This is a genomic window from Gloeocapsa sp. DLM2.Bin57, assembly GCA_007693955.1.
Classification (GTDB): Bacteria; Cyanobacteriota; Cyanobacteriia; order Cyanobacteriales; family Gloeocapsaceae; genus Gloeocapsa.
This window is the reverse complement of the sequence record RECR01000112.1, coordinates 20561-41941: the sequence shown is the minus strand read 5'-3', so window position 1 is coordinate 41941 and position 21381 is coordinate 20561. Positions and strand designations below refer to the sequence as shown.

24 protein-coding genes and 1 pseudogene are annotated in these 21381 nt (G+C 38.1%); 15 read left to right on the top strand and 10 right to left on the bottom strand.

What is annotated here, in order from left to right:
• The first annotated feature begins 1 nt into the window (after position 1).
• Positions 2-547 carry a bifunctional adenosylcobinamide kinase/adenosylcobinamide-phosphate guanylyltransferase gene (locus EA365_14610; protein TVQ42620.1) on the top strand — a complete coding sequence of 182 codons (546 nt, stop codon included), beginning with the start codon at positions 2-4 and terminating at the stop codon, positions 545-547.
• Between the two features lie 17 nt (positions 548-564).
• The gene (locus tag EA365_14605; protein ID TVQ42619.1) at positions 565-993 is read left to right on the top strand and encodes a hypothetical protein; all 429 of its coding nucleotides are present in this window, start codon (positions 565-567) and stop codon (positions 991-993) included.
• Here the strand turns inward: EA365_14605 and EA365_14600 are convergent.
• The gene (locus EA365_14600; protein ID TVQ42618.1) at positions 979-1932 is read right to left on the bottom strand and encodes a ribonuclease Z; all 954 of its coding nucleotides are present in this window, start codon (positions 1930-1932) and stop codon (positions 979-981) included. The genes EA365_14605 and EA365_14600 overlap by 15 nt on opposite strands.
• Positions 1932-2726 (bottom strand): hypothetical protein, encoded by a 795-nt coding sequence (locus tag EA365_14595; protein ID TVQ42617.1) that lies wholly within the window; start codon positions 2724-2726, stop codon positions 1932-1934. Before EA365_14595 ends, EA365_14600 begins: the two co-directional genes overlap by 1 nt.
• Positions 2727-2831: 105 nt before the next feature.
• Here EA365_14595 and EA365_14590 point away from each other — a divergent pair, with 105 nt between their 5' ends.
• The 6 genes and pseudogenes from EA365_14590 to dcm all read left to right on the top strand — a co-directional run bounded on the left by EA365_14590 (position 2832) and on the right by dcm (position 9424).
• Positions 2832-3035, top strand: a complete 204-nt coding sequence (locus EA365_14590; protein TVQ42616.1) for an NAD(P)H-quinone oxidoreductase — start codon at positions 2832-2834, stop codon at positions 3033-3035.
• Between the two features lie 10 nt (positions 3036-3045).
• On the top strand, positions 3046-4011 hold the full coding sequence (mdh, locus tag EA365_14585; protein TVQ42615.1) for a malate dehydrogenase: 966 nt from the start codon (positions 3046-3048) through the stop codon (positions 4009-4011).
• A 63-nt stretch (positions 4012-4074) separates the two neighbouring features.
• Positions 4075-4884 carry an FkbM family methyltransferase gene (locus EA365_14580; protein TVQ42614.1) on the top strand — a complete coding sequence of 270 codons (810 nt, stop codon included), beginning with the start codon at positions 4075-4077 and terminating at the stop codon, positions 4882-4884.
• A gap of 128 nt (positions 4885-5012) precedes the next feature.
• On the top strand, positions 5013-6221 hold the full coding sequence (locus EA365_14575) for a PDZ domain-containing protein (protein TVQ42613.1): 1209 nt from the start codon (positions 5013-5015) through the stop codon (positions 6219-6221).
• A gap of 4 nt (positions 6222-6225) precedes the next feature.
• Complete coding sequence (locus EA365_14570) at positions 6226-8118, top strand: DNA primase (protein ID TVQ42612.1); 1893 nt, start codon at positions 6226-6228, stop codon at positions 8116-8118.
• A 4-nt stretch (positions 8119-8122) separates the two neighbouring features.
• Positions 8123-9424: pseudogene (gene dcm / locus EA365_14565) on the top strand (DNA (cytosine-5-)-methyltransferase).
• 257 nt (positions 9425-9681) lie between these two features.
• Here the strand turns inward: dcm and EA365_14560 are convergent.
• The gene (locus EA365_14560; protein TVQ42611.1) at positions 9682-10269 is read right to left on the bottom strand and encodes an HAD family hydrolase; all 588 of its coding nucleotides are present in this window, start codon (positions 10267-10269) and stop codon (positions 9682-9684) included.
• Positions 10262-11224 (bottom strand): lipopolysaccharide heptosyltransferase family protein, encoded by a 963-nt coding sequence (locus tag EA365_14555; protein TVQ42610.1) that lies wholly within the window; start codon positions 11222-11224, stop codon positions 10262-10264. Before EA365_14555 ends, EA365_14560 begins: the two co-directional genes overlap by 8 nt.
• A gap of 83 nt (positions 11225-11307) precedes the next feature.
• Between EA365_14555 and EA365_14550 the strand changes: the two genes are divergently transcribed.
• Entirely contained in the window at positions 11308-11994 is a 687-nt protein-coding gene (locus tag EA365_14550; GenBank protein ID TVQ42609.1) for a 2-C-methyl-D-erythritol 4-phosphate cytidylyltransferase, read from the top strand.
• On the opposite strand, the gene EA365_14545 is transcribed toward EA365_14550, so the two are convergent.
• A complete protein-coding gene (locus EA365_14545; GenBank protein TVQ42608.1) occupies positions 11976-12389 on the bottom strand; it encodes a ComEA family DNA-binding protein in 414 nt (137 codons plus the stop codon). The two genes, EA365_14550 and EA365_14545, sit on opposite strands and share 19 nt — an antisense overlap.
• Positions 12389-12778: a hypothetical protein gene (locus EA365_14540; protein TVQ42607.1), complete on the bottom strand. Its 390-nt coding sequence runs from the start codon at positions 12776-12778 to the stop codon at positions 12389-12391. The genes EA365_14545 and EA365_14540 overlap by 1 nt, the downstream gene beginning before the upstream one ends.
• A gap of 86 nt (positions 12779-12864) precedes the next feature.
• Between EA365_14540 and EA365_14535 the strand changes: the two genes are divergently transcribed.
• The gene (locus EA365_14535) at positions 12865-13185 is read left to right on the top strand and encodes a DUF1825 family protein (protein TVQ42606.1); all 321 of its coding nucleotides are present in this window, start codon (positions 12865-12867) and stop codon (positions 13183-13185) included.
• Here EA365_14535 and EA365_14530 read toward each other — a convergent pair.
• Positions 13182-15122, bottom strand: coding sequence for a PBP1A family penicillin-binding protein (locus tag EA365_14530; GenBank protein TVQ42605.1), 1941 nt, complete (start codon positions 15120-15122; stop codon positions 13182-13184). The two genes, EA365_14535 and EA365_14530, sit on opposite strands and share 4 nt — an antisense overlap.
• A 118-nt stretch (positions 15123-15240) precedes the next feature.
• Here EA365_14530 and EA365_14525 point away from each other — a divergent pair, with 118 nt between their 5' ends.
• The 3 genes from EA365_14525 to EA365_14515 all read left to right on the top strand — a co-directional run bounded on the left by EA365_14525 (position 15241) and on the right by EA365_14515 (position 16904).
• Positions 15241-15672: a hypothetical protein gene (locus tag EA365_14525; GenBank protein ID TVQ42604.1), complete on the top strand. Its 432-nt coding sequence runs from the start codon at positions 15241-15243 to the stop codon at positions 15670-15672.
• Positions 15665-16549, top strand: a complete 885-nt coding sequence (rlmB, locus tag EA365_14520) for a 23S rRNA (guanosine(2251)-2'-O)-methyltransferase RlmB (protein ID TVQ42603.1) — start codon at positions 15665-15667, stop codon at positions 16547-16549. The genes EA365_14525 and rlmB overlap by 8 nt, the downstream gene beginning before the upstream one ends.
• A gap of 82 nt (positions 16550-16631) precedes the next feature.
• Positions 16632-16904: a DUF1816 domain-containing protein gene (locus EA365_14515; protein TVQ42602.1), complete on the top strand. Its 273-nt coding sequence runs from the start codon at positions 16632-16634 to the stop codon at positions 16902-16904.
• Here EA365_14515 and EA365_14510 read toward each other — a convergent pair.
• Positions 16901-17587 (bottom strand): hypothetical protein, encoded by a 687-nt coding sequence (locus tag EA365_14510; protein ID TVQ42672.1) that lies wholly within the window; start codon positions 17585-17587, stop codon positions 16901-16903. The genes EA365_14515 and EA365_14510 overlap by 4 nt on opposite strands.
• Positions 17588-17595: 8 nt before the next feature.
• Positions 17596-18672 carry a magnesium-protoporphyrin IX monomethyl ester (oxidative) cyclase gene (gene acsF / locus EA365_14505; GenBank protein ID TVQ42601.1) on the bottom strand — a complete coding sequence of 359 codons (1077 nt, stop codon included), beginning with the start codon at positions 18670-18672 and terminating at the stop codon, positions 17596-17598.
• 165 nt (positions 18673-18837) lie between these two features.
• Between acsF and EA365_14500 the strand changes: the two genes are divergently transcribed.
• Complete coding sequence (locus EA365_14500) at positions 18838-19809, top strand: bifunctional riboflavin kinase/FAD synthetase (protein TVQ42600.1); 972 nt, start codon at positions 18838-18840, stop codon at positions 19807-19809.
• A complete protein-coding gene (locus EA365_14495) occupies positions 19802-20710 on the top strand; it encodes a MoxR family ATPase (protein TVQ42599.1) in 909 nt (302 codons plus the stop codon). The genes EA365_14500 and EA365_14495 overlap by 8 nt, the downstream gene beginning before the upstream one ends.
• 215 nt (positions 20711-20925) lie before the next feature.
• Here the strand turns inward: EA365_14495 and EA365_14490 are convergent, their stop codons facing one another.
• Positions 20926-21219, bottom strand: coding sequence for a hypothetical protein (locus tag EA365_14490; protein TVQ42598.1), 294 nt, complete (start codon positions 21217-21219; stop codon positions 20926-20928).
• Positions 21220-21381 lie beyond the last annotated feature (162 nt).

Below are 21381 nucleotides of genomic sequence, written 5' to 3'. Positions count from 1 at the left end.
TATGAGTACAATTATCTTAGTTACAGGACCTGCTCGTTCTGGTAAAAGCGAATGGGCAGAAAGCCTAGCTCAACAATACCCAAGGGTTACTTATATTGCTACTGCTATACTGACTCCCGATGATGCAGAATGGAATAACAGAATTACTCTGCACCAGCAAAGAAGACCCCAAAATTGGCAAACTTGGGAAATACCCCAGGATTTAAGTACAGCTATTACTCAAGCTAAACCTCCTGGTTGTCTTTTAGTTGATTCTCTAGGAACTTGGATCGCTAATCTTTTAGAAGAAGATGAGTTAAGTTGGCAACAAATCCAAACAGAATTGTTAATCACTCTCCAATCATCCCCCTTAACGATTATATTAGTAGCAGAAGAAACGGGATGGGGAGTAGTCCCCTCTTATCCTCTTGGTCGCCAATTTCGCGATCGCTTAGGTACATTGGTAAGAGAGTTAGGACAAATCGCTAATACTACTTATCTAGTTACCGCAGGTCATGTTCTTAATCTTACTAAAATTGCTACCCCTTTATCTAGTTCGTTAGAATAAAAATTTGGCTGGTCAATATGGCATCAATGACAGAAGTACAACAATATTTAGCCTACTGGTTTCAGTTAGGCAAAAAAATGATTCTCAGCAAAAGCGATCGCACTCTTTTACCCCATAAAGTTTACGAAGGCGATCGCTATTGTGCTGAATTTCTCTCTTGTTGGGAAGAGATTATCTCTCACCCCGAAGAAAACCCTCATCTTGAGGGTACTTATCAAACCATCTCGGAGTTACTTTCCCCTAAATGGGATATCATACCCTGTGCGCGCTGTAATATGCCAGTACCGATGATTAATCTAGGGTTTATTTCTCCTAGTTGTCCTTGCGCTGATATGGATAGCTGGCCCAATCAAGAGTTACCCTCTCCTCGCGCACCCATTAATACACACCAACATCTCGATAAACTTACTCAACGCTTACAAGCTAAAGAATTAGAAGGTAACTAGTTGATTAGTACGATTTCTTGGTATCTCATAGCTCAAAAAATCATAAGCTAATTTAGTATTAGGAAAAATCGCCCTAGCTTCTGCTAAAAGATCATTTAAACTCAAAGCATTTGCAGGACCATAACGAGGACTAAAATGAGTCATCAGTAAAAGTTTAACTTGGGCGGCTAAAGCTACTTGAGCTGCCATAGTTGAGGTAGAATGTAAACGTTCAAACGCCATTTGTGCGTCTTGATGAGCAAAAGTTGCCTCATGAATCAAGACATCAACCTTCTCAGCTAAGGCGATCGCCCCTTCACAAAAAACCGTATCTGTACAATAAGCCATTTTGCGTCCTATTTCTACAGGTCCACACAATTGTTTTCCGTGTATTTTTCTCCCATCAGCAAGAGTAACTATTTCCCCACGTTTGAGGTTACTATAGATAGGTCCTGGAGGGATACCTAAAGCTTTAGCTTTCTCTTGGTTAAATTTACCTGGTTTATCTTTTTCCACAACCCGATAACCATAAGCGGGAATACGATGTTTTAACAGTTGACAACTGACGCTAAATTCTTCGTCTTCGTAGATTAAGCCACCTTTGACAGTGTGTACTCTAATAGTATAGGCAAAATGAGTCTGGGAATACTTCGTACAAGCGCTTAAATATGCTTCTAAACCTTCTGGTCCATAGATATCAATCTCTTGAGCGTGTCCCGCCATACCACAACTAGCTAATAACCCCATGAGACCAAAAATATGATCACCGTGTAAATGGGTAATAAAAATACGTCTGAGTTGGGAAACTTTTAAATCACTCCGTAAGACTTGATGTTGTGTTCCTTCTCCACAGTCAAATAACCACATTTCTGCTCTTTGGGGAAGACGTAAAGCAATACTAGAGACATTGCGCGATCGCGTTGGTACTCCTGAACTAGTTCCTAAAAATGTTATTTCCACTATCTGTTGTTTTTTTCTTCTATTTTAACTAAAATACAATCTCCCAACTTTAATTTTAACCTGTGGGCTGCATTACCACCATTAACCGCGATTTCTAGCCAACCCTCGCTATTAATTAAAGCCAATAATTCTCCTAGTTTCTGTCCACTATAACTAGTTTGAGACTTAATCATTATCCCTACAACTTCCACAAACCAAGTTTTACCCTCCACCACCTTTGCTGGAATATTACTGATTAAATTACCAAAATGGTCTATATCTTGAATTACTCCCCTTATTCCCTCAGAGGTTAGCTGATAACTCGGTAGAGGAAGTCTCACTAAACTATCTACCTCAATAGAATTACCCAACTCAGTAAAAGCTACCCCACTAGCCAAATGTGCTCCCACAGGTGCAAAAATATCTCTACCATGAAAAGTATAACTAGGGTTATGACTACGCCAATAATCAGGATTAGTTAACTCTCTGGCAGCTATTACCTTAATTTGGTTCAAAATACCCGTAAATATACCGTTGTCAGGTCCAACCAAATATGCGCCATTAGCACATTCAAGGGCAATTGCTCTTCTCTGACTACCTACTCCAGGATCTACCACTGCTACATAGACAGTATCAGCAGGAAAATAAGCAAAAGCATTCCCTAGACAAAAACTAGCTTTAAATACATCTTGGGGTGGTATATTGTGGGTTAAATCAACGATCGTCAAATCACGACTAATGTTACTGATAACTCCTTTAAGAACACCTACATAGATATCTTGTAACCCAAAATCGGTGAGTAAAGCGATGTTCATGATGATAGAATAGATAAAGGAGAAAATAAACGTCGAGAACTGAAATAATTATTCTAACCTAGCCAATTTATAATACTAGAAGTTTAAGCTCAAAGGTTAGTTAAGATGAAAAAAGGTTCACTAGTACGTGTAGTCAGAGAAAAATTAGAAAATAGCCTCGAAGCCAAAGCCAGCGATTCACGCTTCCCCGATTATCTATTTAACAGCAAAGGGGAAATCCTAGAAGTTGATGCAGAATACGCCCTAGTTAAATTTTATGTTCCTACTCCTAGTGTTTGGCTTCGTCTTGACCAATTAGAATTAGCATAAGGATAGAATCATGGAACTTGCCCCTACTTTACTCCCAAGCTGTGCATCTATTAAGGTTTCGGTAATCGGCGCAGGTAAAGTTGGTAGTACATTAACCCAACGCATAGCTGAAAAAAACCTCGCTGACGTAGTCTTAGTAGATATCGTCGAAGGATTACCCCAAGGTATCGCCCTAGACTTAATGGCAGCCCAAGGGATAGAATTACACGATAGCCAGATTATCGGGACTAATGACTATGGGGCAACCGCCAATTCTGATATAATTGTTATTACAGCGGGAATGGCGCGCAAACCTAATATGACTAGGGATGATTTAACCTTAATCAACGCTAAAATTGTCGCCGATATCGCTAAAGAAACCATCCAACACTCCCCCCATGCTATCTATATTGTCATTACTAATCCCTTAGATGTGATGACCTATCTAGTCTGGAAAGTCACAGGATTACCTACTTATAGAGTTATGGGGATGGCGGGGGTGTTAGACTCCTCACGTTTACAAGCTTTTATCGCTATGAAACTAGGAGTCTATACTGCTGATGTCTCAGCCATGGTTTTAGGAGGTCACGGTGATTTAATGTTACCCCTACCTCGTTATTGTACAGTAAGAGGTGTTCCCATTACCGAGTTAATGGATGAAACCACTATTAATGAATTGGTAGAAAGAACGCGTCATGGTGGAGCCGAAATTGTTAAGCTGTTACAAACAGGTGGCGCTTATTTTGCTCCCGCTTCTTCTGCTTGTTTAATGGTAGAAGCAATTATACGCAATCAATCTCGTCTGTTACCAGCTGCAACCTATCTACAAGGAGAATATGGGATTAATGATTTATTTCTCGGTGTTCCCTGTCGGATCAGTTGTCGCGGTGTAGAAAAGATTTTAGAAGTTGATTTGACTGAAGCAGAATCTCGAGCTTTACAAGCTTCCGCTGAGTCCGTACGCCAAAATATTGACGTAGCCTTATCAGTCTTGTAGAATATGGACAACCATGATCTGGTTAAAATGCAAAACAACTATTAAATCATAGGTGGGTTTTCAGTGAAAAAATACTTAAACCTAATACTAAGAAAAATACTTTCTTCAAGAGGGTTAGACATAACCTCAAAAACAATTATTGAGTTGCATGATGTATATTCATATGTAGAGAAACAGAGAGAATTAAATATTTTTGAGCTTTTTTTAGAAAAAGTAGTAGCTAGTCTCAACGAAAAAAATCAAGACCCCTTTTTTATGCAAATTGGAGCTAATGATGGCGTTTATGACGATAATTTTAACAGATGTATTAAAGAATTCAACTTGAAAGGAATTCTAGTTGAACCATTACCAGAACTCTTTGAAAAACTTAAATTAAATTATAAAGATTATGCAGACACACTAATATTTGAAAATGTAGCTATTGCATCAGATGAACAGAAAGAGATTCAACTATATACTTTTGATAAACAAGATGAAGGTGAGTTAGTTAGACTTGATGTTTTTACGACGAGTGATAAAGCCAGGTTAGAAAAGGTCAAAAAAAATCTAAATCTTCAAGCAAATATTATAAATTTAACATTACCAGCTACTAGCATAGAATCTCTTCTAAACAAGCATAATGTTAATTCATTGCCGATAATTATAATTGATACTGAAGGTTATGATTTTGAGATACTTAAACAGATTAACTTTGATAAATATCAACCCTTAATAATACAATTTGAACATTGTAATTTGACGCCAAAAACAAGATTAGAATGCTATCAGTATATGAGTAAAAAAGGATATAATTTATATCTTTCCTGGAAGGACACTATTGCTGTATTGCCAAAAGAAAAATTTGATGCTGAGATAGAAGAAACTGATGGGTAATTGAAGAAAATTTGACCTTAATTTTTATTAAGAAATTATAAATGTTTGAGAAAACTTAAGGTCATAGCATGTTTGGTTTGAAATGACTATACTAAAAATAGTAACTGATAATTGCTGATTAAATTTCTATGGTCAAAAAAATCTGGGTAGTCATTTGTGTATTCATATTAGCGATCGCTTTGGTAAGAACTCCAGTAGCCTTAGCTTATACAACAGAACAAGATCTCTTGTTACAATCCTGGCGCATTGTCAACCAAGCTTATATAGATGAAAGCTTTAATCATCAGAATTGGTGGTTACTCAGACAAAAACTACTTAAAAAACCCCTGGCTAATCGCGAAGAGACTTATCAAACCATCAAAGAGATGTTAGCGTCTCTAGAAGATCCTTATACCAGATTACTACCTCCTCAAGAATACCGTAGCTTAAAGGTAAATACTAGTGGTGAATTATCTGGTGTTGGTTTACAAATAGATTTAGAACCAAACACAAAACAATTAGAAGTAGTCGCCCCCCTAGCTGGATCACCCGCGGAAGCAGCAGGAATACAAGCACGCGATCGCATTCTGGCTATCGACGATAAAAACACCACTAATCTAACTTTAGATCAAGCAGCGATGTTAATGCGTGGACCTGTGGGTACACCCGTATCTTTAACCATTCAATCACCTCCACAAACCGAATCCAGAATCATTAAACTGATCCGCGATCGCATTTCCTTAAATCCAGTCTATAGTTATTTAGATCAAAGTAACCCCGAAAAACCGATCGCTTATCTACGTTTAAGTCAATTTAGCGCCAACGCAAGTACCGAAATTGCTCACTCTATTGTTAGAATGAGCCAAGAAGGTGCTCAAGGTTATATTCTCGATCTGCGTAACAACCCAGGAGGATTACTACAAGCAGGTATTGAAATCGCTAGACTCTGGTTAGAAGATGGAGTAATCGTTTATACCGTCAACCGTCAAGGAATCTTAGACAGTTACGACGCTAATTATACCGCAATTACTGACACACCTCTAGTTTTACTAGTTAACAAGGGAACAGCAAGCGCTTCAGAAATACTTGCAGGAGCACTACAAGACCAACACCGGGCCCTTTTAGTAGGAGAGAAAACCTTCGGAAAAGGTTTAATTCAATCCCTGTTTGAACTCCCCGATGGTTCAGGTTTAGCCGTAACTGTAGCTAAATACGAAACACCAGCACACAAAGACATCAATAAATTAGGCATTATTCCCGATATTATTGTATCCCAAGCAGCTATTAGACTCAACGAAGTAGGTACAGAAGCAGATCTCCAATACCAAAAAGCCAAAGAATTATTAATAAATAGCTAAACTCATGGAGATTCCCCGTCTTCACCCAGAGACTATCACCGCGGTTAAAGAAAAAGTCGATCTTGTCGATGTTGTTTCTGATTACGTAGTTTTAAAAAAACGCGGTAAAAACTATCTGGGGTTATGTCCCTTTCATTCCGAAAAAACCCCGAGTTTTAGTGTCAATCCCGAGAAGCAATTCTACCATTGTTTCGGTTGTGGTGCAGGTGGTAACGTCTTCAACTTCCTGATGGAAATAAACAAAAGCAGTTTTAGTGATATAGTCCTAGAATTAGCCCAACGTTATCACCTTCCCGTTAAAACCCTTCAACCTGAGCAAAGACAACAATTAGAACGTCAACTCTCCCTGAAAGAACAACTCAGAGAAATAGTCGCAGTAGCAGCTAATTTTTATCAACATACTTTGTTTGAGTCAGAGGGAAAAATAGCTTTAAATTATTTAAGCAAAGAAAGAGGGTTAGAACATACTACTATACAAAAGTTTCAATTAGGTTACGCACCTGATGCTTGGGAGACTCTCTATCGTTATCTTGTAGATGTTAAACGCTATCCCGTGGGATTAGTCCTCGCAGCGGGGTTAATCCAACAACGGGAATCCCAACAAAGCAGTTATTACGATCGCTTTCGTAACCGTTTGATTATTCCTATTCGAGATGTACAAGGTAGAGTCATCGCTTTTGGAAGTCGTACTCTCACTAACGATGAACCTAAATATCTCAACTCTCCTGAGACTCCCTTATTTAATAAAAGTCAGACTCTGTTTGCTTTAGACCAAGCTTACCGCTATATCAGCGATCAAGACCAAGTAATCATCGTTGAGGGTTATTTTGACGCGATCGCCCTCCATCAAGCTAAAATCAATAACGTTGTCGCTTCTCTAGGAACAGCATTAACTCAATCTCACCTGAAAAAAGTTTTACGCTATACCCCCTCTAAACGAGTTATTCTCAACTTTGATACGGATCAAGCAGGTACTCAAGCTACAGAAAGAATTATCGAAAACGTCGCCCCTCTAGTTTACGCAGGACAAATCCAACTCAGAGTCTTACATCTACCAGAAGGTAAAGACGCAGCAGAATATCTCCAACAAGACTCTCAAGCTGCTGATAACTACTCTCAAGCAGTAGCTAACGCCCCTTTGTGGTTGGATTGGCAGTTAGAACAAGTTCTCAAAGGCTGCGATCTCGCACAAGGAGACCAATTTCAACAAGTTGCTAGCAAAATCGTCAAAATTCTCGCTAAACTCACCAATTTTGACTTACAAGCCCATTATTTAGGTTATTGCGCTGAATTACTAAGTCAGGGAAACCCTCAACTAGTTCGTCTCTACGCTGAAAAATTACAAGTTCAACTCAAAAAACCCCAAGTAGGACAAACAGTAGAACTCCCCTCTACTCCTGAACAAACTATTCTTTGTGAAGCAGAATCTATTTTATTGCGTATTTATCTCCATCATCAGGATTATCGTTTATTGATTAGTGAAAATTTAGCTAATCGAGAATTACTCTTTACCCTCAATCCTCACCGTCAATTATGGTTTAAGATAGTTGAGTTAGAAGAAAACGCTACACCACCAGAACATTTACTCGCTATTTTACAAGAATACTATCTTCAACAACAGGAAATCCCAACAGAAATAAAAAAACTCTTTAATATGGACGAAAAAACCCTCTGGGAGGAAGAATCGAGACTACCTGTACTTATTCAAGCGGCGATCGCTTCAGTTGAACAAGTTAGCTTAATCAAACAACGTAATTATTGTTTAGCTAAATGGCAAAAACTAGATCCTCAGACGCAAATTGAAGAGATGACCTCTTTATATTCTCTTTTTCAGTCAGTTTCACAAAAATTGCAAGCATTAGAAAAAATACGTTCACTCTCAACCTTGATTCAATAAGATTATGAGTAAAACAACCATTAAATTTATTGATTTATTCGCGGGATTAGGAGGTATGAGAATAGGGCTAGAACAAGCTTGTCAGGAATTGAAACTCGATTCACAATGTGTTTTTACTTCAGAAATTAAACAGTCAGCTATACAAGTATATCAACAAAATTTTACCGGTGAAAAAAATTGGGGAGATATTACCAAAATTGCTAGTAATAATCTGCCTGATTTTGATATTCTTTTAGCCGAATTTCCTTGTCAACCTTTTAGTAGCGCAGGAACAAGAAAAGGATTTTTAGATACTAGGGGAACATTATTTTTTGAGATAGAAAGAATTTGACAAGCTAAATCTCCTCTAGGCTTTATTTTAGAAAATGTAGAAGGTTTAGTTAAACACAATCAAGGTAAAACTTTAAAAACAATTTTAACTCATTTAGAATGTCTTGGTTATCAGGTTACTTGGAAAGTTATTAATGCTAAAGATTTTGGTATTCCTCAAGATAGAAAAAGAATTTATATTATTGGAACTAAAAATTATCCTATATCTTTAGATTTTTCTACATATCCACCTGTTAAACTCTCTGACATTCTAGAGGTTGGACATCCTTGCTTAGAAACGCCTTTTACTCAACGCCTGTTAAGCTATTATACAATTAAGGAATTACAGGGAAAAGCTATTAAAGATAAAAGAGGAGGTCAAAATAATATTCATAGTTGGGATTTAGAATTGAAAGGAAAAATTAGTACCACACAAAAATTATTACTCAATCAACTTCTGAAAGAAAGACGTAAAAAAATTTGGGCACACAAAAAAGGTATTCACTGGATGGATGGAATGCCATTAACTTTAGAAGAAATTTCTAGTTTTTTTACAAGTAATAACCTCAAAGAAATTCTAGATGATTTAGTTACTAAAGGTTATCTCAGATACGAATATCCTAAAGATCTTATAACAGTTACTAACATTAATGGTACAATTACCAAAGAAAGAGAATATCGGACTGATTTACCCAAAGGATATAATATAGTTGTCGGTAAACTTAGTTTTGAAATCAATAAAATTCTTGATTCTAATGATCTTGCCCCAACTTTAGTAGCAACTGATCTGGATAAAATTGTTGTTGTTGATGGTCAAGGTTTAAGAAAATTAACCATTAGAGAAGGATTAAATCTCTTTGGCTTTCCCGATAACTATCAAATCGATTTACCTACTAAGAAAGCATTTGATTTATTAGGAAATACAGTTGTTGTAACAATTATTAAAGAAATAACTAAATGTATGCTTAGGCAAGAATTCAGGTTAATTAATCCTTGACCTTATCACATTTCTCCTGTATGTTCCAAGTAATTATTGGTGACAATTGCTAGCCAATCCTCATTCTGCTAACCATTCCTGAAATAAATCACCAATAGCACTTTTTTGATTAATTTTAATAGTCAGATTAAGCAAGTTAAATATTATTTCTCCATTGCTACCGATAATATTTTGTTGCCTTAGTAAATTATAAAGTTCCTGAGCATTGATAATGCGTTGAGATTCATTATTCATTAAGATTATTAAAGTAATAAGATTTAATTATTTATTTGTCTAATTACCCAATTAACCCCGTCAGCAACATCAACGGCAACATAATCGGGGTAGGTTTGGTGTTGATACTGTTGTTTAATAACTTGAGTACCATAACCAGTTTGTACTAGAATACCCTTAGCACCAGCATTATGAGCTAAATCTATATCTGTAGCTTTATCCCCGAGGACAAAACTTTTAGTTAAATCTAAATCATAATCCCAAGCAGCAGCTAGCAGCATTCCTGTATTAGGTTTGCGCCAGCTACTCCAGCGCGCGTATTCGGGGTGAATACCTCCGTTGTTGGGACTTAAATAAGGACAATAGTAATAAGCGTCTAATTTTGCTTGGGCTTCTTGCCAAAGTAACTCAGCAAGACGTTGATGTAAGGCTTCAACGTGACTGATGGGGTAGTAGTTGCGCGCAGGTCCTGATTGATTAGAAATTAAACAACAAAATATCTGTTGTTCATTCAGTGTGCGTACTCCTTGGGCTGCCCCTGGAATCAGGATTAAATCTTCACAAGAGTAAAGATATCCTTTTTCCACGTTGAGAACCCCATCTCGATCAAAAAAGACGCCCGGTTTAGACATTGCTGATTTTGTCTAGAATACTTTCAGGAACGATATCAGAAATTTTCTTAGTAGGAGATTGTATAGGTATCACTCTATCACTATCCGGGGGAATGAGTTTATTAGCTTCTGTTGGTCCAAATAAAGCGATAGTCGGGGTTTTTAAAGCAATAGCTAGGTGCATTGGTGCACTATCAGTACATAACATTAAACGAGCATTTTTAATCATCGCTGCTAGTTTACCGATATCTGGGGGTGAGGTAACTTTTAAGTTACTGGAATTTTTCAGCATTTGTTCTACCCAGACTTCATCTTCTGGACCTTTGACTATAACAATAGGTAATTCGGGTTTTTGTCTTTGAATATCTTGTACGACAATTTGCCATTTAGTGACAGGATAAATTTTATCTATACCTTTGAGTTGGGCTAATTGACTACAACCACCGTGAATCAAGATATAATTATCCCTTTGGAGATCTAAACGTTGTTTTTCAGTTGTTCCCCAATCGAGATCTTCAGGGAGAATATCTATACTCAAGGGAGGACAGGGTTTATTTATCCCTACTCCCTGGAGTAAATCATGGTACATATAGGCTGCGTATTGTTCTGTTTTCAAGGGAACAGGATTGGAAATAAACCAAGAATTACCTCCTTGATAACCAACGCGATTAGGAATACCATTTAACCATAATAATAACCCAACAGTCCAACGTTGTCCTAAAGCTAGAGCTAATTCATATTCGCGATCGCGGATTATCCCTAGTAAATTCAGATAATCAGCCATACTGTTACGATCTTTATAATCAAAGGTCAAAACTTCGTTAACTATATTGCAAACGCGATAAGCGCTTTTAGCCCTAGGTTCAACGATAACGTCAATGACAGCTTGAGGATATTGTTCTTTAAGATCTCTAAGAGTTGGTAAAAATAGAATCTGATCACCAATTCCACCAGGTACAAGTGCTAGTATTCTCATCGGATTTTTTAAAATAGACCATAACTATCACGTCAATTCTATTAGAAGATAGACCTAGATGGACAATTATCTTAATGAAGATTATGTATTTACTAATTCCTGCTGCAGGATCAGGACGTCGTATGGGCAGCGATCGCAATAAATTGTTACTCACCCTACAAGATAAACCCTTACTGGCTTGGACTCTTTTAGCGGCTGAAGCTGCAACAGAGATTACTTGGATTGGGGTAATTGGTCAACCCTATGACTTGACTGAGTTTAAGCAGATTATCCAAAGGTTAAACCTTACTAAACCAGTAGAATTAATTATTGGGGGAGAAACTCGCCAAGAATCTGTTAATAATGGTTTACAAGCCCTTCCTGACATAGCTACACGAGTTTTAATCCATGATGGTGCGCGTTGTTTAGCTACTCCTCAACTATTCAATGATTGTGCACAAGCTTTAACTACCTGTGATGGTTTAATCGCTGCGATTCCCGTCAAAGATACCATTAAAATTGTTGACGATCGCAACTATATTATTGATACACCAGATCGCCGTCAACTATGGGCCGCCCAAACTCCCCAAGGATTTAAGGTAGATATTCTCAAACAATGTCACAATTATGGACGTCAACAGGGATGGGAAGTCACTGACGATGCTGCTTTACTAGAAAAATGCTCTATACCAGTTAAAATTGTCATGGGAGAGGAAACCAATTTAAAGGTTACTACCCCTGTTGATTTAGCCATTGCTGAATTTATTCTACATCAGCGGAATTTGAGATAGTGCATCAAATCAGCGATCGCCTCTTTCTCCAAACCCAAACGTTGAGCAAAATCAACTAAATTACGATATTTACCCTTTTCTTGGCGATTTTCCACGATTTTAATCGCTAAATACTCACTAATTCCCGGAATTTTGCCTAATTGCTCTTGAGAAGCTAAATTAGGATTAACTTGCACCGGGATACCCTCTAAATCATAATAATAAAAACATAAGGCAGATTCCCAGGCTTTTACCTGTGTCACCGACATAGACAAAGCTGCTGCTAAATCTTCTAGAGACAACATCTGTACCCCCATACCCACTAATTCTACGAGATATTGGGCTTGGCGGATAGAAATACCTGGTAATTTGAGCCAATCATCTACTGTGGCGCGATTAACGTCGATTTTCTTCATCAGAGCAATTCTAATAACTTCCGACGTTTTTGTTCAAATTCTCCCTCGGAAATTAATCCCTCTTCCCGTAACTTATCTAATTCTCTAATCGTTGTCGGGATATCCTGCACTGGATTAGAATGATCAGGAAGTAGAGTAACCGAACTAGCAGCAATAGTATTCTGATTAAAACAGTAATCAAACTGAGCTGTATTTTGGACAAAATACCACACCGCGTCAATAGTAGCAGCAATCCTAGGAATTGGTGTTGACCATAACAAGAAATACACCAAACCCCACACTGGTTGTCCCAAATAAAACTTATGTAATCCTGCTAGAGGAATTGGGGAAATCACCCCAACTAAAGCTAAAATTATAGCGATTTCACGACGTTTAGGTTCTAAAAACATAATAGGGTTTTCCGTATTGTTTTGCTTTTTGGCTTTGCCCTAAAATAAAAATATAATGATATCTAGTTTAACTTAAGTAAAATACTATGGGATTTTTTGATTCGGAAATTGTCCAACAAGAAGCCAAAGAATTGTTTCAAGATTATCAAAACCTCATGCAGTTAGGCGCTGAGTACGGTAAATTTGATCGCGAGGGTAAAAAAATTTTTATCGACAAAATGGAAACCCTGATGGAACGTTATCAAATCTTTATGAAACGTTTTGAGCTTTCTGAGGATTTTATGGCGCAAATGACCGTAGAACAAATGAAAACTCAATTAAACCAATTCGGAATTACTCCCGATCAGATGTTCAAACAAATGCAGCAAACCCTAGAAACCATGAAAGCACAAATCGAAAAACCTTAATCTTCGGGAACAGGAAAATCTTGAGGATCACGGAAATTTTCGATCGGTTCATTTTGCAAAGCATTAAGCATAAACTTCCTCCAGATCGGTGCTGCGTGTTGACCTCCTGTTACATCCTTCCCAAGAGGTTCAAATTGGTCATTCCCCACCCAAACTGCTACAGCTAATTGTGGTACATAACCCACAAACCAAACGTCCCTTTCTGAACTAGTTGTCCCGGTTTTACCCGCGGCTGGACGTCCTATATTAGCAGACATTCCCGTACCTTCTGTAATTACTTTTTGCAACATTTGATTTAAAGTAGCAGTCGCCCAAGGATTGAGTACTAATTCTGGTTCTGGTGTATTATCTACTAATAATTCTCCCTGTCTATTAGTAACTCGTAAAATTAAGGTAGTATCAGAATGCCAACCATTACTAGCAAAAGTAGCATAAGCTCCCGCCATTTCTAAGGGAGTAATACCCATCGAACCCAAGGGGAGAGAAATAATGGGGATTAATTCACTCTCTATACCCAAACTCTCACAAACCTCAATCACTTTTGTTAATAAAATTTCGTTCTCTTCTCCCCACCTAATTTGACCTAAATTAACCGCAGGAATATTACGAGAAATGACCAAGGATCTCTCAAAAGAAATATCACCGAGGAACTCATCATCATAGTTTTTGGGCTCATAAGGACCTTGGATGTCTTGATAGACTACTTCTTTATCCTCGACAATCGTCTCAGGTTTAAATTGACCAGTAGCTAAAGCTGCATAATAAACAAAAGGTTTAAAAGATGATCCAGGTTGACGATTAGATTGGGTAGCACGATTAAACTGACTCTTCCTATGGTCAACTCCACCTACTAAAACTTTGACAAAGTGAGTACGAGGATCTACCGCTACTAAAGCTACTTGATCCGCGTTGACTCCTCTTGCTTGTAAACTTTTGATTTCTTCACGTATTAACACTTCAGCCATACGTTGTAAATCATAATCAATAGTCGTTTGAATGTATAATCCCCCTTGTTCGATTTCTGCGGGAGTAAAATAGTTCTCTAATTCTTTTTGGACAGCATCGGTTACATAAGGTAGTGTACTTTGAGACCAAGCCGTTGGTCTAGCTACTAATAATGGCTCTGCTAAAGCCTCTTGCTCTTGTTCAGGAGAAATCCAGCCTAATTCGCGCATTCTCCTTAATACTACTGCTTGCCGTCTTTTGGTTGCTGCGTAGTCAATAAAAGGGCTATATTGTTCAGGTGCTTGGATTAAACCCGCCATCATCGCGGCTTCAGCTAAGGTTAACTCAGCAGCTGATTTTCCAAAATAACTCTCAGCTGCGGTTTGCACACCGTAACTATTATGACCCCAATAAATATTATTTAAATAAAATTCTAAAATCTCATCTTTACTAAAAACTTGCTCTAATCGAACAGCTAAAACCGCTTCAGGAAGTTTACGATTAAAGGTTCTCTCCCGAGACAGAAACAGGTTTTTCACCAACTGCATAGTAATGGTGGATGCTCCTTCTGCTACTACACCTTTTTGCCAATTTGCTCGTAATGCTCTGACAACACTGTTAGGATTAATCCCCTCATGCTCATAAAAGTGACTATCTTCGATCGCTACTACCGCCAATTTAAGATGGGGTGAAACCTGATCTAGGGTAACTAGTTTACGATTTTCTTCACCATGAAAAGTACTTAAAAGTCTTCCTTTGATATCATAAATATAACTAGTTTGTTTCGGTACATAAGTTTTTAACATCCTTACGTCTGGTAAATTGCGAAAACTGATCGCTAAACCTAATACTCCCCCAGCCATCACTGCGCTGACTAGGGTTGTTGTACCTAATAAAGTTATACCCGCGGTTTTGGCTACACCTTTTAAAAAAGGTCGCCACTGTGGTAACCAACTGTGCTCACTCTTTTCCTCTACTGTGCTGTATGACACTCTCGTTCTTCACTCCCAATTAGCTTAAATTTAGTTTATCAAAAAATTTTGGTTGCACAAACCTAGAAAATCGCTATAAATAATTTTAAATAAGTCCATTCCTAGAGGTAATCAGATTATGAATGCTTCAGAACAAGCTAAAAGTTTAGATATGACTAGTAAAATAGCCACCACAGTAAATTTATTTAAAACTCATTTTCCCGATGCTAAAGCTGATCTCAAACCCTGGAAAGATGACTATGATACCCGTAAAACAGTTGATCCCGATTCCATTGACATTGGCTTTCATTTTCCAGGTTGGAGTCCTCGTCTGCAAAGCCGTAGCCTTTTAGTCCAAATCCGTTTTTATCGTGATATAATAGAACAGGAACTTAAATTAATTGGTATAGAAATTATCGGGTTTAACCACCAAGGACAAGCTTGGCGACTGTCAACTGTGGCTGACTGGGAGTTAGAAGGATCTGCTCTACCCGTTCCAGAAATAGCTACCAGACTTAAAAACTTCTGTCGTCAGGTATTTGAATTGTTTAATCTGCAACAAAATGAGTGAATATACTAAAAATCTTAAACTAAAACCTAGAAAGAATTTTCCTAAACCCCAAACACCAGTACAGGAAACAACCCCTAACCCACCAGAAGACTTGGATCTTGTCTATGGTAAACATTCTGTACTGTCTTTATTAAATAGCGATCGCCAAATTAATCGCATTTGGGTTACTGAAAAGTTACACTATGATCCCCGCTTCTATTCCCTTCTCACCGCGGCTAAATCCCGTGGGACGATTATCGATGAAGTAGAAATGCTGCGTCTATCCCAAATTACCAATAATGGTAATCATCAAGGGATAGCTGCTCAAGTTTCTCCTTATGTCTATACAGAATTAGAAGACTTAATTACTAAGGCTAAAAGCCAAAAAGAAGCACCCGTAATTGTTATCCTCGACGGGATTAATGATCCCCAAAATCTCGGAGCAATTATTCGCTCTACAGAAGCGTTAGGAGCACAAGGAGTGATTATACCCCAACGCAGAGCCGCGGGGATTACCTCAGCAGTGGTTAAAGCTGCAGCAGGAGCATTAGAACATTTATCCGTAGCTCGTGTAGTCAATCTTTCTCGTGCTCTCGAACAACTTAAAGAAGCAGGATTCTGGATTTATGGGACAGTAGCTGATCAGGGTCAACCTCTAGAAGCTATTGATAGTAAAGGTCCGATTGGTTTAGTTATTGGCTCAGAAGGAAAAGGATTAAGTTTGTTAACCCAACGTTACTGCGATGTCTTGGTATCTATCCCTCTGTTGGGTAAAACCCCTAGTCTTAACGCTTCAGTAGCTACGGCGATCGCTCTCTATGAAGTCAATCGTCAAAGAGCAATGGATAAAGTTTATTTAGAATCTGTGTTAGAGAATACTTTTCAAACAGAGAACTAGAGGCTATAACTAGATTAAGCAAAAATCTATAAAACCTGGTTACAATAGCCTTTAAAAAAATACTTATTTAGAGGATTTCATAATGAAAGAGTTGTTGATTGAACTTTTAAATTTTCTCGGGTTGGCTTTTTGGGTGGAAATTATCACCGATAATCCTAAATGTACTTATTATTTTGGTCCTTTTCTACAAGCCAAGATAGCTGAGGATGCGAGTGAGGGTTATTTAGAAGATCTCAAGAATGAGGGAGCAACAGGTATTAAGGTAACAGTAAAACGCTGTAAACCTGGTGAACTGACTGTTTTTGATGAATATGAGGTAAAAAAAACTCAAAGTATAATACCTAAATTTAGCTAAAACCTTAGTACTTCAATAATTATACCCCAACGAGTATCTTTAAGAGCGACTGAGTTAACCTGTTCTATATCTGTAGAAATTCGTACTTGAGGAGTAAGAGCATAACCCAAGGAAACAGTAGTTATCCCCACCTGCTCTCCACTCCCTGAGATAACGAAATTCTGCGTCACAAACAGATCAGCAGATCCTTGAGAAGAGAGTACTAATACTAGTCTAGCACCAAGATTAGCCCCATTAGTACTATAATCTTCAATTTGGAGATAACGATAACCCAAAACAGGAGCTATATTGACGTTTTTCCCTAGGGGTAATAAATAATATTGTACTTGTGCTCCTAATGCTGTATAATCTCCTGAAACTGAATCTTGATAATCCGCACTAAAAGTTAACTTACCGCGATTTATACCTACATCTTCGACACCTATTAACCAACCCCTAGTATTAGAAGGTAATTGAGTATAACCTAAGCGGAAACGACTAGAGAAACGCGGTCGATTTTGAATATCTTTAAACACATCAGGTGTTTTTTCTAACCAGCGCTGTAATACAGGGCTGTTTTCTTTTATGTCAGGGGGTAAAGCCAATTCATCAGCCCAAACTGGTTGACGTACCCAAGTCAGGCAACTACATACAGCCAATAAGAAAGGGTTAAGTAAAAAACTCAACCCAGAATAAGAATTCAAGAGCAAACCTAACGCACGCTTCCCTGTAAATGCTCTACAGGAATAGGACTCATTAGATATAAGCGCACAAATTGCCAACCATTAGAAACAAAGATAGGTAATTTGCGTAAGACTTTAATCACTCCAGGATTGTTGCTAGCATCAATCTCTCTTAATTTCTCGTTATTATTAACGCAAGTTTCTAAACGGTTATAGAATTCGGGGTTATCCACGTCTAGAGTAATGGGGAAAACTCTCCCTGCGGTTTCGTTAGTTTTCTCGATCACCTCTTTATCATAGCTACGAGCGTCTAAACCGATCGCTTTGTAAAAATCAGAGCGTTGGATATCGTTGAGATACATAGTAGCGAAAACAGAGAGGAGGAAGAAGCGACACCATAATCTAGCTTTCCAGTCGTTGAGAATATCTGGTTGTGCTTTCATCAAAGCATCGAAAAAGTCACCGTGTCTGTTTTCATCTTGACACCAGTTTTCAAAGAAACTGAAGATAGGATAGATTTGATCTTCGGGATGAGCTTGTAAATGACGATAGATAGTGATATAGCGCCAATAGCCGATTTTTTCAGAGAGATAGGTAGCGTAAAAGATAAATTTGGGTTTAAAGAAGGTATATTTACGGCTTTTGGTTAAAAAACCTAAATCAAGAGATAGATTAAAATCTGACATCGCTTTATTTAAAAATCCCGCGTGACGTGCTTCATCGCGAGACATAAGGGTAAAGCATTCAGCTAAGAGGGGGTTTTTATCCTTGAGACGACGTCCTAATTCTTTGTAGAGTAGGAAACCAGAGAATTCAGCGGTACAAGAGCGCTCTAAAAATTCTACAAATAAACGGCGTTTTTCTCCGTCGATATGTTCCCAAGATTGGTCAAATAGCTCGTTGCGCACGAAATGATGACGATTATAGTCGGTGCGAAACTCTTCGAGAATCGCTCTTAACTCATCTTCATTAACAGAAATATCCATTTCTGCCATAGCGTCAAAATCTGTGGTGTAAAATCTAGGGGTGAGGATAGTTTCTTTAGCGGGAGTCTTGACTCCAGGACGCAATTCGTCAAATTCAGGTTTGTTAAGGGTGTTTACCATATCTATATTTTTGCAACAAGCTTGTTCACCATTAATTTTAGCTTAACAAGCTTAGGAACATTCTTTTTATTAAAAGTTACAACAGATTGTCAATTTATGTTAAGAATATAAATAAGTCAATAAATTATATGTTATCAAAAATCAATTTTACAGTAAATAATCAATGTGTGGGTAACATCATTACATAATCAAATTCTGCAACCAAACGCGATCGCTCTTGGGAACTTTGACGGAATACATAAAGGTCACAAAGAAGTTTTGCAGCCAGTGCTCAAAGCAACAGAAGTGATTGGGTGTCAGAAAGGTAGTAATCCTAGCAATTGGGAAAAGCAATCCTTATACAAAACAGTAGTTAGTTTTACACCCCATCCCCAAGAATACTTTACAGGTCAACAGAAGAAGTTGTTAACTCCTCTAGCAGAAAAAGTGAGCTATTTAGAAGAATTGGGGATAGAACAACTAATCTTACTACCATTTGACCGCGAATTAGCCTCATTGAGTCCTCAAGAATTTGTCGAAAAATTACTGATAGACAAAATAGGAGCACGTTTAATCAGCGTCGGGGAAGACTTTCGCTTTGGTTATCAAAGAACAGGAAATGCACAAACCCTCAAAGCGATCGCCCATAATTACGGAGTAGAGGTGAATATTACCCATTTACAAAACTTAAAAGCAACGAGAATAAGTAGCTCCCAAATACGTCAAGCTTTAACAACAGGGAAGATAGAAACAGCCAACGCCATGTTGGGGCGAGAATATCAAATTAGAGGTAAAGTAATTAAAGGGCAACAATTAGGACAAAAATTAGGTTTTCCTACTGCTAACCTAGAAATACCGAGCATTAAATTTTTACCCAAATATGGAGTATATTTAGTGCGAGTAAGCTTACTAGAACAACCAGAAAGGATATATTGGGGTTTAACCAATGTTGGTTATCGTCCCACTGTTAATGGTCAACAACTGACCGTAGAAACCCATATTCTGGACTTCTCGGGTGATTTATATAATCAAGATATATCCCTTAACCTAGTCAAATTTCTCCGCCCTGAGCGCAAATTTGACTCTCTAGAAGCCTTAATTAACCAAATTAGTACAGATATTCAAATAGCCCGCGAATTAACCATCTCCTATGACTAACTCTCTCAAACGACTTACAGAAAATCTTAGTAAAACTATAGTTGGTAAAGATGACGCCATTCGTTTAGTTCTAGTAGCCTTACTTAGCGGTGGTCACGCGCTGTTAGAAGACGTTCCCGGGGTGGGTAAAACCTTACTCGCTAAATCATTAGCTAAATCCATAAACGGTAAATTCCAACGGATTCAATGTACCCCCGATTTACTCCCCACAGATATAACAGGAACAAACATCTGGAATCCGAGTACGAGAGAATTTGAGTTTCTCTCAGGTCCTGTCTTTGCTAATGTATTATTAGCAGATGAAATTAATCGCGCCACACCAAGAACTCAATCAGCCTTGTTAGAGGTAATGGAGGAGAAACAGGTAACGGTAGATGGTGAAGCTAGAGTAGTACCTTTACCTTTTTTTGTGATTGCTACCCAAAACCCGATTGAGTATCAGGGAACTTTCCCTTTACCTGAAGCTCAGATGGATCGTTTTGCTTTATCTTTAAGTTTAGGGTATCCTAGTGCCAGTGAAGAGTTACAAATGCTTCAACAACAAAAAAATCGCCTAGAAGTAGAAAAACTGCAACCCTGTATTAGTCTAGAAGAAGTAATAGATTTACGTAACCAAGTTAATCAAGTTAGAGTAGAACAACCCCTACAAGAGTATATAGTGCGTCTAGTTAGAGCTTCTCGTCAACATGAAGATATCGTTCTCGGTGTAAGTCCTCGGGGAACAGTAGTTCTACAAAAAGCAGCTATGGCGATCGCCTTTTTAGATAATCGTGACTATGCGATCGACGACGACGTCAAAGAATTAGCCCCTCATGTCCTTTCTCATCGTCTCATACCCGCGCCAGGACGTAAAGCTAAAACCGTCGTAGCCAATTTATTAAATTCAGTTAATACTCCTTAAAGACTTCGGAGTTAGGGGTTAGGTAGAACGGTAGAACGGTATTAGGTGTTATGCCAAATGCGCGAATGCGCGAATTAATTATTTTTTCGCACATTCCCCCTCTCCCCATCTCCCCTTCTCCGAAGTCTCCCCCTCTCCGAAGTCTCCCTACTCCCTACACCCTACACCCTGCACCCTTTTCTTACATTTTTAGCTTTCTTTTAGTCCATTCGATATTATTGCTCGTCCTTTCTAGCCAATTGAGCTAAAATATCTAAAATTTGACTCGGCATCTGTGCTTGCTTCTCTTCGATTTTTTCGAGTATATTGTAGTGTTCTGCTTGAGCTTCATAAAAATCTGCCTCGGCAGCTGCAAGGCGACTCATCCATTCAAATACTGGACGGCGGTCTTGTCTCCACTGTCTTTTAAATTGTTTGAGTTCTTCTCTGTCAGCAGTGATCGCGTCGGTTAAAGCTTGAATCGATTTAGAGTTAGACTCTACCAGTTTTTGTAGTTCTTCATTTGACATAATGCTATCCTCAAAGTGAGTAAAGGTTTTTCCGTCCTAATAGTTGTGGCAGTTACTACTTTACTAGATTCTCCTTGTATTACTTTTTCCCTATTTTGCTCAGAGAACACAACTTAGTATAAAGTACCTTTGCTAGTATGTATAATAATTATTATCTAATCA

Bases quoted from the DNA above. Each gene is read 5' to 3' on its own strand.
- EA365_14555 (TVQ42610.1), bottom strand. From the start codon at position 11,224: ATGAGAATACTAGCACTTGTACCTGGTGGAATTGGTGATCAGATTCTA.
- EA365_14550 (TVQ42609.1), top strand. From the start codon at position 11,308: ATGTATTTACTAATTCCTGCTGCAGGATCAGGACGTCGTATGGGCAGC.
- EA365_14575 (TVQ42613.1), top strand. From the start codon at position 5,013: ATGGTCAAAAAAATCTGGGTAGTCATTTGTGTATTCATATTAGCGATC.
- EA365_14495 (TVQ42599.1), top strand. From the start codon at position 19,802: ATGACTAACTCTCTCAAACGACTTACAGAAAATCTTAGTAAAACTATA.
- EA365_14590 (TVQ42616.1), top strand. From the start codon at position 2,832: ATGAAAAAAGGTTCACTAGTACGTGTAGTCAGAGAAAAATTAGAAAAT.
- EA365_14535 (TVQ42606.1), top strand. From the start codon at position 12,865: ATGGGATTTTTTGATTCGGAAATTGTCCAACAAGAAGCCAAAGAATTG.
- EA365_14605 (TVQ42619.1), top strand. From the start codon at position 565: ATGGCATCAATGACAGAAGTACAACAATATTTAGCCTACTGGTTTCAG.
- EA365_14560 (TVQ42611.1), bottom strand. From the start codon at position 10,269: ATGTCTAAACCGGGCGTCTTTTTTGATCGAGATGGGGTTCTCAACGTG.
- EA365_14540 (TVQ42607.1), bottom strand. From the start codon at position 12,778: ATGTTTTTAGAACCTAAACGTCGTGAAATCGCTATAATTTTAGCTTTA.
- EA365_14515 (TVQ42602.1), top strand. From the start codon at position 16,632: ATGAAAGAGTTGTTGATTGAACTTTTAAATTTTCTCGGGTTGGCTTTT.
- acsF (TVQ42601.1), bottom strand. From the start codon at position 18,672: ATGGTAAACACCCTTAACAAACCTGAATTTGACGAATTGCGTCCTGGA.
- EA365_14525 (TVQ42604.1), top strand. From the start codon at position 15,241: ATGAATGCTTCAGAACAAGCTAAAAGTTTAGATATGACTAGTAAAATA.
- EA365_14610 (TVQ42620.1), top strand. From the start codon at position 2: ATGAGTACAATTATCTTAGTTACAGGACCTGCTCGTTCTGGTAAAAGC.
- EA365_14595 (TVQ42617.1), bottom strand. From the start codon at position 2,726: ATGAACATCGCTTTACTCACCGATTTTGGGTTACAAGATATCTATGTA.
- EA365_14570 (TVQ42612.1), top strand. From the start codon at position 6,226: ATGGAGATTCCCCGTCTTCACCCAGAGACTATCACCGCGGTTAAAGAA.
- rlmB (TVQ42603.1), top strand. From the start codon at position 15,665: ATGAGTGAATATACTAAAAATCTTAAACTAAAACCTAGAAAGAATTTT.
- mdh (TVQ42615.1), top strand. From the start codon at position 3,046: ATGGAACTTGCCCCTACTTTACTCCCAAGCTGTGCATCTATTAAGGTT.
- EA365_14545 (TVQ42608.1), bottom strand. From the start codon at position 12,389: ATGAAGAAAATCGACGTTAATCGCGCCACAGTAGATGATTGGCTCAAA.
- EA365_14490 (TVQ42598.1), bottom strand. From the start codon at position 21,219: ATGTCAAATGAAGAACTACAAAAACTGGTAGAGTCTAACTCTAAATCG.